Consider the following 11,999-nt stretch of genomic DNA (forward strand, 5'->3'; position numbering starts at 1 on the left):
TCAGAGGGAAGTAAAACCCCGTGTGCGCTCATTGCGCAAAATCACGGTAAATTGACTGAATTTCTTCCTGGAAGAAGCCGCGATAGAGCAGATAACGCTGCACTTTGGCTTTCTCTTTCCAGTCGGTTGGCAACGCATCGCCAAATTTTCGCTGCGCCACCTGTTTTGCCTGTTCGCACCAGTCGATATCGCAATCCGCCAGCGCGTCCTGCACCAGCGCTTTGTCGACGCCCTTTTGCATCAGTTCGCTGCGGATGCGCTGCGCACCGTAACCTTTACGGCTGCGGCTGCCGATGTAGCTGTGAGCGAAACGCTTATCGTCCAGCCAGTTATGCTGGTAACAGTAGGCGATAACCTGCTCGATCAGCGCAGGATCCACCGGCTCTTCAACCACCGGCGGTGATGCCGGCGCATGTGGCCCCTTGCTGCCAAAACGGGCTTTCGCCACAAACGGCTGCGCCGCAAGTTTGCGGCGCAGTTCAGCTTCACTATGATCGCGTTGCGACAGCAGGCGCATGGCGCGGCTTAGCAAGTCATTCATCATTCAAGCCTGAATTTATGGGATATGCGCCACACGAACGGCAGCGCACATCTTCAGCGATTAGAACTGCTCGCTGGTTTCCGCTTCGTCGTCTTCGAAGTCGTCACCGGAAGCGGCCACCAGCTCACCGCCGCTGTGCAGCAGCAAATCGCGCAGCTTCTTATCCAGCTCGGCGGCGATAGCCGGGTTTTCTTTCAGGAAGTTACAGGCATTCGCCTTGCCCTGACCGATTTTCTCGCCGTTATAGCTGTACCAGGCGCCGGCTTTTTCGATCATCTTGTGCTTCACGCCCAGATCGACCAGCTCACCACGGCTGTTGATGCCTTCGCCGTACATGATTTGGAATTCAGCCTGTTTGAACGGCGCAGCGATTTTGTTCTTCACCACTTTCACGCGGGTTTCGCTGCCCACCACTTCGTCGCCCTCTTTGATGGCGCCGATGCGGCGGATATCCAGACGCACCGAAGCGTAGAACTTCAGGGCGTTACCGCCGGTCGTGGTTTCCGGGTTGCCGAACATCACGCCAATTTTCATACGGATCTGGTTGATGAAGATCAGCAGGGTATTGGCGTTTTTCAAGTTGCCAGCCAGCTTACGCATCGCCTGGCTCATCATGCGCGCCGCCAGACCCATGTGCGAATCGCCGATTTCACCTTCGATTTCCGCCTTCGGCGTCAGCGCCGCCACGGAGTCGACGATGATGACGTCAACCGCGCCGGAGCGGGTCAGCGCATCACAGATTTCCAGCGCCTGCTCGCCGGTGTCCGGCTGGGAGCACAGCAGGTTGTCGATATCGACGCCCAGCTTTTTCGCATAGATAGGATCCAGCGCGTGCTCGGCGTCGATGAACGCACAGGTTTTGCCTTCGCGCTGCGCAGCGGCGATCACCTGCAGCGTCAGGGTGGTTTTACCGGAGGATTCCGGGCCGTAGATTTCGACGATGCGGCCCATCGGCAGGCCGCCGGCGCCCAGAGCGATATCGAGTGACAGTGAGCCGGTGGAGATCGTTTCCACGTCCATGGAGCGGTCTTCACCCAGGCGCATGATGGAGCCTTTGCCGAACTGTTTCTCAATCTGGCCCAGTGCCGCAGCTAACGCCTTTTGCTTGTTCTCATCAATAGCCATTTTTGCTCCTTCGTTTCGCAATGCCGGTGTTACCCCACACTGCCACTGAATGTATGTTGTGCAGGAAATGTCACTAATTATACTGTATGGTCATACAGTATCAAGCCTAATTTACAAAAATTCGTCGATGGCGGTTTGCAGCGCGAAAATCGTCGCCTGCAGCCGCACCGCATCGCGATCGCCCTCGAATTGCATCTTGCGCGACAGCCCCCGGCCATCGCTGCCGGCGAAGCCGAACCACACGGTGCCGACCGGCTTTTCCGCGCTGCCGCCGTCCGGGCCGGCGATGCCGCTTACCGAGAGCGCCAGATCGGCCCGCGCCGCACGCAGCGCCCCTATCGCCATCTCGCGCACCACCTCTTCGCTGACCGCGCCGTGCGCCGCCAACGTGGCTTCGCTCACCCCCAGCAGGTCGTGCTTCGCCGCATTGCTGTAGGTGACGAAACCGCGATCGAAATAGGCGGAACTCCCCGCGATATCGGTAATGGCCTTGGCGATGCCGCCGCCGGTGCAGGATTCCGCGCAGGTGATCCAGCGGCCCTGAGCCTTCAGTTTTTCCCCCGCCAGCACGCTGAGCCGGCGCAGTTGGTTTTCACTCATAACCCCTCCCTCGCGAATTCAGGTATATGCGCCCGATAGTAGCATTTATCAAGGCGGCGCGACGTCTGGCGCGCAGAAATGCGCAGCGCCTCGCAGGAGGTGCGGTTTTAAGCGCCCGGCCAAGCTGCTAGTATCAAAAGAAGCGCCCCAGCGAGCGGCGGCGCACCAGCACAAGGAACATCACGGAGGCGGCACGCTGCGGCGGCGGCCTCAGGGCGCACCAGAAGAGATTAGGACGATAGCGTGAAAAAAACGTTGGGCGTATTCTTGCCGTTGTACACCACCACCCTGCTGCTGCTGTTGGGCTCGGGCCTGCTCACCACCTACGTCTCGCTGCGGCTGGCCTCCATCCACGTCAGCAGCGCGCTGATCGGCGCCATCATCGCCGCCAACTACATCGGGTTGGTGATCGGCGGCAAGGTCGGCCACTTTCTCATCGCCCGCGTCGGGCATATCCGCGCCTACGTGGCCTGCGCCGGCATCATTACCGCCGCGGTGCTGGGGCACGGCCTGACGGCGTTCATTCCCGCCTGGGTTGCGCTGCGCCTGGTGATCGGGCTGTGCATGATGTGTCAGTTCATGGTGCTGGAAAGCTGGCTAAACGACCAGGCGGAATCCAACCAGCGCGGCATGGTGTTCGGTTTCTATATGGCGGCGACCTATCTCGGCATGTCGCTGGGCCAGATCGTGCTGATGCTGCAAAGCAATCTGGGCATCGCCACGCTGCTGGTGATCGCACTGTGCTTCGCGCTCTGCCTGGTGCCGATCGCTCTCACCACCCGCACCAATGCGCGCCACATGTCGCCGGCGCCGATGGAACTGCGTTACTTTGTCGGCGCTATTCCCAAGGTGCTGGCCACCACGCTGGTGATCGGCATGGTGGTAGGTTCGTTTTACGGCCTGGCGCCGGTCTACGCCAGCCTGCAATCCTTAAGCACGCAGCAAACCGGCCTGTTCATGGCGCTGGCCATCTTCGCCGGGCTGGTGGCGCAATTCCCGCTCAGTTGGCTGTCGGATCGCTATAACCGCCCCTTGCTGATGCGCCTCAACGCCATTTTTCTGATCGTGGCGGCGCTGCCGCTGGCGCTGCTGCCGCACATCGATTTCCCGCTGCTGCTGGCGGTGGGGTTCGTCGTCAGCATGCTGCAGTTTACGCTCTACCCGCTGGTGGTGGCATTGGCCAACGATCTGATCGAGCCGGAGCGTCGCGTCTCGCTGGCCGCCTGCCTGCTGATGGCGTTCGGCGTCGGCGCCAGCATCGGGCCGCTGGCGGTCGGCGCGCTGATCGAGCCGCTAGGCGGCAATATCCTGTACGCCTTCTTCGCCCTGTGCGGCGTGCTGCTGGCGGCCCTCAGCCGCACGGCGAAAGCGGAGGAGCCGCAACTGGCGCAGGACGCGCCGGTGCCGCACATTCCGCTGCCGGACAGCCTCGCCAGCTCGCCGCTGTCGCCGGCGCTCAATCCGACCTTTGATGAGCAGATCATTCACGACACCATGCCCCCGCCGGAAGCGGCGCCCGATGTCGACGAGCCGCAGCCTGAAGAACAGGAAACGGAGCACTTGCCTCAGGGCGCCGATCCGCAAGAGGACACCGGCCTGAAAAAGGCGCACGCCATGCTGTAAACGGCGCGGAGCTACAGATCCAGGAAAGAGCCCAGCAGAAAACCGCGTTCGGCGATCGCCGCTTTCAGCGTCGGCGCGGTCAACACATCCAGCTCGACGAGGCGCGGGTGGCAGTATTTGCTCTGCAGGATCGTCGCGTCGAGGAACGCCGGGTGGCACATCATTTCCAATGACTCGGCGCCCAGCTCGTCAGCGCGCGCCAACCGCTGCAGGAACAAGGCTTCGGAAATCGTTTCGCCGTAGAACCCCGCGTCAAACGCGTCGGTGCTGCAGGGCGTCTGCAACGCAATATCGCGCCGTTTCGCCTCTTCGCGATCGAGGCGCAGCGGCAGACCCTGCGCCTGCGCAAACGCCTCCACCAGCGGGTAAATCTGCGGCTGCATATGTACATGGTGGTGGCTGTCGATGTGCGTCGGCGGCCTGCCGAACAGCGTCACAAACCGCGCGAACTGGCGCTGCAGCTCCTCCTGGATCTCGCCCAGCTGCAGCTCGCCGGCCTCGGCGCGGCGCCACAGCCATTTGCCCAATTCGCCATGCTCGTTGACCAGCGAAGGCATGGCGCCCAGCGGCCTGCCATGGGTCAAAACGAAATGCAGCCCGATCGGTAGCCCCGGATATTGCCGGCTGAGCGCCGCCGCGTGCTGTGCGCCGCCGCCGTTCACCATCGCCGTGGTAGAGGAAACGACGCCATGCTGATACGCCTCGATAACACCGTAGTTTTGTCCCTTGCTCAGGCCGAAGTCATCGGCATTCACGATCAGTAGTTTTTCCATAGTGGCTCCCGCGGGATGAATTTTTGGCAAGGGAAGCCCGACCGACCGGCGCGGCATTCCCCTTCGCTAAGGTAAAAATCGAATGATTAACCGGCCGGCGGCCTGAAGCTCATCGGCATATCGGCGTTGATACTGATCGGGAGCGGCCCTAAAGAGGGCCGTAGCACTTTTTTCGGTAGTTGCCTGGGGTCACATCGGTGAGCCGCTTGAAGTTTTTAATGAACAGGCTGACATCGCCATAGCCGGAATCGAAGGCGATATCGGAAACCGAATAGTTGGTGACCTCCAGCTGCGTCTTGGCGAAGTTGATGCGGATCTCATTGATCACCTGCATCGGCGTCTTGTGGTAGTAACGCCGCATCGCCCGGGTCAGATATTCCTGGGTTTTCCCCGACAGCGCCACCATGTTAGCCAACGCCCTTTCGCCGAACATCGCCTTGTCATGCATGCCGGCCAGGGTGTTCTTCAGCCACTGCGGGATATCATCGCCGCCATCGTTTTCTTCTTTATGGTGACGAATACGGCTGATCACATAGAAGGTCAGCGTTTCGAGAAATTCGGCGAAGTCGTCCTCGCGAAACTGCGGCGAGCTCACCACCGATTCGATATAGGCCAAAAACTCGTTTCTCAGGCTGTAGGCCTGCGAGGCGACGAAGCAGCGCGGCAGCTGCTGCAAATAGTGCTCTTCAAAGAACGCTTTGCTGACCGCCACGTTGAAGATTTTCGTCGCGCCGAACTCGTAAAAGCTCTGGTGGTAGGAGCCGATGGGGATAAAGACGAAATCCCCGCGCTCCAGCAGCACCCGCTTGCCGTTGATCTCCTGATAGCATTTGCCGCTCAGCACGATGGTGAACTCGTAATAGTCGTGCTGATGCAGCCCGGTGGCGCTTTCCACCTTGTTGTAGATAAACAGGTGAAAATCTTTGCAGTTAAAAAAATCCTGCTCGCGAATCAGCTTCACGTCGTTGGCACTCAGCGAAATTCGGTTGTCGGACACGGCGCCAGCCTCCCGTTAGTCAAATCCGTTGCGTCTGGCCGCCTCGGCAAACCAGTAGCCGCTTTTCTTGATGGTGCGGCGCTGATCCGCCCGATCCAGCCGCACCAGCCCATAACGATTCTTGTAGGCGTTCAGCCAGGACCAGCAGTCGATAAAGGTCCACAGATGATAGCCTTTGCACTGCGAGCCTTCCGCCAGCGCGCGGTGCAGCCACTTCAGGTGCTCGCGAATAAAGTCGATGCGGTAATCGTCCTCCACCCGCCCATTGGCGCCGATAAACGCCTCTTCGCCCTCAACGCCCATGCCGTTTTCCGAAATATAACAAGGCAGGTTGCCGTAGTTCTCTTTCAGATCCATCAGGATGTCGTACAGCCCCTTTTCGTAGATCTCCCAGCCGCGGTGCGGATTGATTTTGCGGCCCGGCATTGCATAGTAACTGAACAAATCCTCCGGCGATGCGATCGGCCCCTCGGCACGACGCCCCTCTTTCGCCTGCACCCTGCGCGGCTGGTAATAGTTGACGCCGAGGATGTCCACCACGCCGCCTTCAATCAGCTGCGCATCCTGCGGCTCGCAGTGGGGCATCAGCCCATGCCGCTCCAGCAGCTGCAGCAACGCCACCGGATAACGCCCTTTGGCGACCGGATCGAGGAAACTGCGGTTGAACAGCAGATCGGCGTCGTGCGCGGCCTGCCGATCCTCCGGCGCGTCGGAACGCGGATAGGTCGGGCTCAGATTCAGAATGATGCCGATGCTCCCCGGCAGCTCCCGCGCTCTGAAACGCTGCACCGCCATGGCGTGCGCCAGTACGCTGTGATACGCCACGGTGACCGCCCGTTTGAAGTCCACCACGCAAGGGTAATGCAGGTCATTCAGGTAACCGGCCTCCACCGGCACGATCGGCTCGTTGAAGGTGAACCAGTGGGTGACCCGATCGCCAAACAGGCCGAAGCAGATATCGGCGTAACGCGCATAGGCTTCGACCACCGCCCGGCTTTCCCAGCCGCCGCGCTGCTGCATGCACAGCGGCATATCGAAGTGGTAGAGATTGATAAACGGGGTGATGCCCTGCGCCAGCAGCTCGTCGATCATCGCGTTATAGAACGCCACCGCCTGCGGGTTCACCTCGCCGTCACCGTCCGGGATCAGCCGCGACCACGAGATAGACGTTCTGAAGGTATTGTGGCCCAGCGTTTTGAGCAGCCCGATATCGGCGCGGAAATGGTCGTAAAAGGTCGAGGCCTCGGCCGGCCCCACCCGATCGTGAAAGCGCTCGGGCGCGATCTCGAACCAATAGTCGAAGATGTTGCGGCTCTTGCCGTCCCGCGCGGCCGCCCCTTCAGACTGCGGCGCGGAGGTGGCGCTGCCCCACCAAAACCCGTCGGCAAATTGATATTCCATACTCGCGTCCCTCGCAGGGCGGCCGCGCCGCCCCGTTCCACAGTTAGAATTTCAGCGCCTTGGCGATGTCTTCTTCGCTTTCCGTCGCCGCGTCGATCTGGCTCTGCGCCTTGTTGGAGATCGCCACGAACGGCAGATAAATCACGGTGGCGACCGCCAGGTTAAACAGGCTCAACAACATGGCCATGATGCTGCCGTTGGTGTTGAAGAACGCCCCCAGGCCGACCGGCATGGTCCAGGGCGCGATGTTGGTGATAGGCGGGATCAGCCCGGAATAATAAGCCAGCGAGGTGATAATGGTCAGCACCGGCTGCACCAGGATGAACGGAATGAACATCACCGGGTTCATGATCACCGGCAGGCCGAACAGAATCGGTTCGTTGATCTGAAAAATGCCGGACGGCGTCGCCAGCTTGGCGACCTGGCGGTAATCCTCGCGGCGCGAGGCGATGAAGATGGCGATGATCAGGCCCAGCGTCGAGCCGGTGCCGCCGAGGTAAATGTAGGAGTCGACGAACGGCTTCGCCCACATGTGGAACTCTTTCCCGGCGGCCACCGCCGCTTCGACCGAACCGTATTTGTTGTACAGCTCCACGTTTTCGAGTGCGAACGGCGTCATGATGCCGCTGTCCAGCGCCGCCAGCGCCATGGAGCCGTGCACCCCAAAGAACCACAGCAGCGAGGAGAACAGCACGTACACCCAGCCTACCACGCTGCCCATCTTGGCCAACGGCGCCGAAATGCCGTCCATGATGATCTGGTGGAAGTTGGTGCCCCAGTGCGCCAGCGCGAACGCCACCAGCCCCATGATGGAGAGGATGATGAAACCGGGGATCAGCGCCGAGAAGGAGCGCGACACCGAAGCCGGCACGCTGTCCGGCAGGCTGATCACCCAGTTGCGCCGCACGATGAAAGCAAACATCTCGGCCACCACCAGCCCGATCACCATACCGGAAATGATGTTGGCGCCGCCCAGCCAGTTGGCGCCCACCGCATAGGCCTCGCCGACGTTGAACGGCGTGACGGTCATAAAGGCCGCCACCGCCAGCAGCGCCGAGGCGAGCGGATCGACCTTGCGCTCTTCGGCCAACGCCATGCTGATAAAGAACGGCGTCATCAGGGACATGATCCCCAGCGTGCCGTTGTACACGCTGCCGCCAATGCTCTTCAGGCTATTGAGCGTCTCGATGGTGGAGGCGTCCAGGCGCACGCCCAGCGAATAGAAGAACGATCCTTCGCCGAAGCTCAGGAACACGTTGTTAATCAACACGAACATCGCCCCGGTCAAGGTCAGCGGCATCAGGCGGATAAAGCCGTTCTTGATGGCGTTGACGTGGGGCTGCTTGCCGATTTTTACGGCGAAAGGCAGGATAACCTTCTCGAGCGAGGCAATGAGGGTATTCACGGCGGCCTCCTGTTATTGGTTGGCTTTCTTGATGGCGGCCACCGCGGCCTTCAGCACGCCCAGCCCATCGACCTTGCCGTACAGCAGCGGATCGATGACTTCAACGGGTTTGTTGGGCAGCTGTTTTTGCACTTCCGGCAAGGTGTAGGCAATCTGCGGCCCCAGCAGGATCAGATCCGCTTCAACGCCTTTCTCCGCAGCCAGCGCTTCCGGGTAGGCGGCGATGATCACCGGCACTTCGTATTTCTCGGCCTGCGCCTTCATTTTTGAAACCAACAGGGAAGTGGACATACCGGCAGAACAAAACAGATAGATTTTTTTCTTTTCCATACCAAGCACCTCAGATAATCAAAAAAACCCCGTGTTATTTGTATGCCAGATGCAATCACGATTGCTTCACGCACATTCCTTATGAAAATTTCCGTCACGTTGCCCTGGTTGCAGACAGTATACGGAGCATGAAAAACGGATCGGTAAGCCAGGGGAGAGAATAACCGTCTCTCCTTGACCTGATGGCTTGACCCCCTTCACATTTCGCATAAAAAAATAGTGTGACCGGGCTCTCAAATAACCGATATAAACTCAGAATATTCGCAATAAACACTCAAATAACAATTATAAACAGACAGTTATAAACACACCGAGAATTTAAGGGTTTATTTGCACCTGAACAAACGAAAAGGGAATAAAAATAGTTCAAGCTTGATTCGCCTGCTGCTCTCCGAACGCGATGGCAGGCGAAGAGGATTAGGTGGGCAGACGCAGCAACTCGATCACCGTGGCCAGCGCCACGGAATGGTTCCTGCGGTTGGGGTAATAGAGGTAAAAACCGGGAAACGGCGCGCACCAGTCGGCCAACACTCGCCGCAGCCGCCCGCTCGCAAGATGATCTTCCACCTCCTGCTCGATGGCGAAGGCGATGCCGACGTGCGCCAGCGCCGCCTGCAGCAGCAGCCTGGCGTCATCCACGATCAGCGAGCTGTTAACCGCCACGGTAAATCGCTGCTCGCCCTGCTGAAACGCCCATTTGTAGCGCCCGCCCGAAGAGGCCTTGCGCCAACCGATGCAGCGGTGCTGCAGCAAATCCTGCGGGTGCATCGGTTCGCCGTGCCGTTGAAAATAGCCCGGCGTGGCGACGATGGCAAAACGCAGATCCGGCGTCAGACGCACCGCGCGCATATCGTTGTGCAGATCCTCGCCGAGCCGAATACCGGCGTCAAAGCCTTGCTCGACGATGTTGGCGAACCCTTCGTCCGCCACCACCTCCAGCGTAATGCCGGGATATTCGCTGGCCAACCGCCCCAGATGCGGCACGATGGCGAGATCGATCGCCGAACGCGGCGCGTTGATGCGCACCAGGCCGCGCGGCCCTTCGCGAAACGCATTCAGGCTCTCCAGCGCGGCGTCGATGTCGGTAAAGGCCGGCACCAGCTGTGCCAACAGATGCTCACCGGCCTCCGTCGGCGAGACGTTGCGGGTGGTGCGGTTCAGCAGGCGAATGCCCACCTGCGCTTCCAGTTCGCGCAGGGTGTGGGTCAGCGTCGGCGGCGTCACGCCCAGTCGGGCGGCGGCGCGGCGGAAGCTGCGTTCACTGGCGATAGCCACGAAGGCCGCCAGGCCGGACAATTCGGGTTTCTTCATGCTATTAATATAAATTATCTAATAGTGAGATGAATTTTTAGCGGATAGTTATCCATTATCTAACAACATAGCATTACGATCGAACCCATTACCAGGTATCGATGCGATGATTAATGCTACAGCTCCAACTCATGAAACGCCGCGCCGTCTGGCGGACAAAGTCGTACTGGTGAGCGGCGGCGGCACAGGCATCGGCCGCGCCGCCGCGCTGGCTTATGCCCGCGAAGGTGCCAAAGTGGCGCTGGCCGGCCGACGCGCGGCGGAAATCGAAGCCACGGCGCGCGACATCGCGCTCGCCGGCGGCGACGCCCTGCCCATCGTGGCCGACGTCTCTCAGGAAGACGATATCCGTAGGCTGCTCGCCACGGTGACCGCCCACTACGGCCGGCTCGACGTCGCCTTCAACAACGCCGGCATCATCGGCAACTTCGCTCCCATCACCGAACAGAGCAGCGAAGATTTTGACCGGGTGATCGCCATTAACCTCAGAGGCGTCTGGCTGGCGATGAAATACGAGATTGAAACCTTCCTGGCTCAGCGCTCGGGCGGCGTGATCGTTAACACTTCCTCCTGGCTGACCCACGGCGCGCTGGCCGGTTCATCCAGCTACTCCGCCAGCAAAGGCGCGCTCGATGCGATGATCCGCGCGGTGGCGCTCGAATACAGCGGCCAGGGCATCCGCGTCAACAACATCAACCCCGGCATCATCGACACGCCGATGGCGCGCGGCAGCGTGGCCGACAGCGCGGCGTTCGCGCCCTTTATCGCCCACACGCCCGCCGGCCGCCTGGGCGAATCGGAAGACATCGGCGATGTGGCGCTGTGGCTGGCGACGGACGAAGCCCGCTTCATCACCGGCCAAAGCCTGCTGGTGGACGGCGGTTACACCATCGCCGGCATGCGCTGAGGAGACGACGTCATGAACTACGTTCGGCTTGGCGACAGCGGCCTGAAGGTGTCCCGCCTCTGCCTGGGCGGCATGACCTACGGCGATCCGGCCTGGCGCCCCTGGGTGCTGAAGGAGGATGAAGCGCGCCCCTTTATCCGCGAGGCGCTGGAAGCGGGCATCAACTTTTTCGATACCGCCAACATTTACTCCGGCGGAGAAAGCGAACGCATTCTCGGCCGCGCGCTGAAGGCGTTCGCCCGTCGAGAAGACGTGGTGATCGCCACCAAGGCCTACTTTCCGATGGACGCGCAGCCGAACAGCCGGGGGCTGTCGCGCAAGCACCTGCTGCACAGCATTGACGCCTCCTTGCAGCGGCTGGGAACGGATTACCTCGATCTGTTCGTGCTGCACCGCTTCGACACCGAAACGCCGATCGAAGAAACTGCCGACACCCTCGACGGCCTGGTGCGGGCGGGCAAGATCCGCTATCTCGGCGCGTCTTCACTGCACGCCTGGCGCCTGATGAAAATGCTGGCCTTTCAACGTCAGCACCGCCTGGCGCCGTTTATTTCGTTGCAAAGCCAATACAACCTGGTGACGCGTGAAGACGAAGAGGAACTGATCCCGCTGTGCCTGGAGGAAGGTCTTGGCCTGACGCCCTGGTCGCCGCTGGCCCGCGGCGTGCTGGCCGGCTCCGGCAGTGGCGGCACGCTGCGCGCCGCCACCGACGAGCAGGCCCCCCGTTGGTACGGCGGCAGAAACGAGGTCGAACGCACCGTCGCTGCGGTAGCGGAGGTGGCGGCCGCGCGCGGCGTTCCCCCGGCGCAGATTGCGCTGGCCTGGCTGTTGGCCAAACCCGGCGTGGCATCGCCGCTGGTGGGCATGTCCAAGCCACACCATCTGCAGGATGCGCTGGCGGCGCTCGACCTCAGGCTATCGCAAGAAGACGTGGCCGCGCTGGAGGCGCCAATGGCGCACGCTGCCCGCCCCGAGCGCTGGTAGCC

General features: G+C 60.8%; 12 protein-coding genes. 3 read left to right on the plus strand and 9 right to left on the minus strand.

The window, feature by feature from the left end; translation table 11 throughout:
- Positions 1-28: 28 nt before the first annotated feature.
- The 3 genes from recX to pncC all read right to left on the minus strand — a co-directional run bounded on the left by recX (position 29) and on the right by pncC (position 2,266).
- A complete protein-coding gene (gene recX / locus ACJ8HH_RS13705; protein ID WP_033649272.1) occupies positions 29-541 on the minus strand; it encodes a recombination regulator RecX in 513 nt (170 codons plus the stop codon).
- A 60-nt stretch (positions 542-601) separates the two neighbouring features.
- Positions 602-1,666 (minus strand): recombinase RecA, encoded by a 1,065-nt coding sequence (gene recA / locus ACJ8HH_RS13710; RefSeq protein WP_004932541.1) that lies wholly within the window; start codon positions 1,664-1,666, stop codon positions 602-604.
- Between the two features lie 111 nt (positions 1,667-1,777).
- On the minus strand, positions 1,778-2,266 hold the full coding sequence (gene pncC / locus ACJ8HH_RS13715) for a nicotinamide-nucleotide amidase (protein WP_033649270.1): 489 nt from the start codon (positions 2,264-2,266) through the stop codon (positions 1,778-1,780).
- Between the two features lie 243 nt (positions 2,267-2,509).
- Between pncC and ACJ8HH_RS13720 the strand changes: the two genes are divergently transcribed.
- The gene (locus ACJ8HH_RS13720; protein ID WP_049213106.1) at positions 2,510-3,889 is read left to right on the plus strand and encodes an MFS transporter; all 1,380 of its coding nucleotides are present in this window, start codon (positions 2,510-2,512) and stop codon (positions 3,887-3,889) included.
- An 11-nt stretch (positions 3,890-3,900) separates the two neighbouring features.
- On the opposite strand, the gene chbG is transcribed toward ACJ8HH_RS13720, so the two are convergent.
- The 6 genes from chbG to ACJ8HH_RS13750 all read right to left on the minus strand — a co-directional run bounded on the left by chbG (position 3,901) and on the right by ACJ8HH_RS13750 (position 10,106).
- Positions 3,901-4,662 carry a chitin disaccharide deacetylase gene (gene chbG, locus ACJ8HH_RS13725; RefSeq protein WP_060451843.1) on the minus strand — a complete coding sequence of 254 codons (762 nt, stop codon included), beginning with the start codon at positions 4,660-4,662 and terminating at the stop codon, positions 3,901-3,903.
- A 148-nt stretch (positions 4,663-4,810) separates the two neighbouring features.
- A complete protein-coding gene (gene chbR, locus ACJ8HH_RS13730) occupies positions 4,811-5,659 on the minus strand; it encodes a transcriptional regulator ChbR (RefSeq protein ID WP_033637170.1) in 849 nt (282 codons plus the stop codon).
- A gap of 15 nt (positions 5,660-5,674) precedes the next feature.
- Complete coding sequence (locus ACJ8HH_RS13735; protein ID WP_060419449.1) at positions 5,675-7,060, minus strand: glycoside hydrolase family 1 protein; 1,386 nt, start codon at positions 7,058-7,060, stop codon at positions 5,675-5,677.
- 43 nt (positions 7,061-7,103) lie between these two features.
- Positions 7,104-8,465, minus strand: coding sequence for a PTS N,N'-diacetylchitobiose transporter subunit IIC (gene chbC / locus ACJ8HH_RS13740; RefSeq protein WP_004932557.1), 1,362 nt, complete (start codon positions 8,463-8,465; stop codon positions 7,104-7,106).
- Between the two features lie 12 nt (positions 8,466-8,477).
- A complete protein-coding gene (locus ACJ8HH_RS13745) occupies positions 8,478-8,795 on the minus strand; it encodes a PTS sugar transporter subunit IIB (RefSeq protein ID WP_004932561.1) in 318 nt (105 codons plus the stop codon).
- A gap of 417 nt (positions 8,796-9,212) precedes the next feature.
- A complete protein-coding gene (locus ACJ8HH_RS13750) occupies positions 9,213-10,106 on the minus strand; it encodes a LysR family transcriptional regulator (RefSeq protein ID WP_060451842.1) in 894 nt (297 codons plus the stop codon).
- 106 nt (positions 10,107-10,212) lie between these two features.
- Between ACJ8HH_RS13750 and ACJ8HH_RS13755 the strand changes: the two genes are divergently transcribed.
- A complete protein-coding gene (locus ACJ8HH_RS13755; protein WP_048321287.1) occupies positions 10,213-11,013 on the plus strand; it encodes an SDR family NAD(P)-dependent oxidoreductase in 801 nt (266 codons plus the stop codon).
- Between the two features lie 12 nt (positions 11,014-11,025).
- Positions 11,026-11,997, plus strand: coding sequence for an aldo/keto reductase (locus tag ACJ8HH_RS13760; RefSeq protein WP_039568911.1), 972 nt, complete (start codon positions 11,026-11,028; stop codon positions 11,995-11,997).
- Positions 11,998-11,999: the final 2 nt, after the last annotated feature.

This window comes from Serratia sp. CY32780, from assembly GCF_052169135.1.
Classification (GTDB): Bacteria; Pseudomonadota; Gammaproteobacteria; order Enterobacterales; family Enterobacteriaceae; genus Serratia; species Serratia sarumanii.

Coding starts and splice junctions, on each gene's coding strand:
- ACJ8HH_RS13750 (WP_060451842.1), bottom strand. CDS start 10,106: ATGAAGAAACCCGAATTGTCCGGCCTGGCGGCCTTCGTGGCTATCGCC.
- ACJ8HH_RS13760 (WP_039568911.1), top strand. CDS start 11,026: ATGAACTACGTTCGGCTTGGCGACAGCGGCCTGAAGGTGTCCCGCCTC.
- ACJ8HH_RS13735 (WP_060419449.1), bottom strand. CDS start 7,060: ATGGAATATCAATTTGCCGACGGGTTTTGGTGGGGCAGCGCCACCTCC.
- pncC (WP_033649270.1), bottom strand. CDS start 2,266: ATGAGTGAAAACCAACTGCGCCGGCTCAGCGTGCTGGCGGGGGAAAAA.
- ACJ8HH_RS13745 (WP_004932561.1), bottom strand. CDS start 8,795: ATGGAAAAGAAAAAAATCTATCTGTTTTGTTCTGCCGGTATGTCCACT.
- recX (WP_033649272.1), bottom strand. CDS start 541: ATGAATGACTTGCTAAGCCGCGCCATGCGCCTGCTGTCGCAACGCGAT.
- recA (WP_004932541.1), bottom strand. CDS start 1,666: ATGGCTATTGATGAGAACAAGCAAAAGGCGTTAGCTGCGGCACTGGGC.
- chbG (WP_060451843.1), bottom strand. CDS start 4,662: ATGGAAAAACTACTGATCGTGAATGCCGATGACTTCGGCCTGAGCAAG.
- ACJ8HH_RS13755 (WP_048321287.1), top strand. CDS start 10,213: ATGATTAATGCTACAGCTCCAACTCATGAAACGCCGCGCCGTCTGGCG.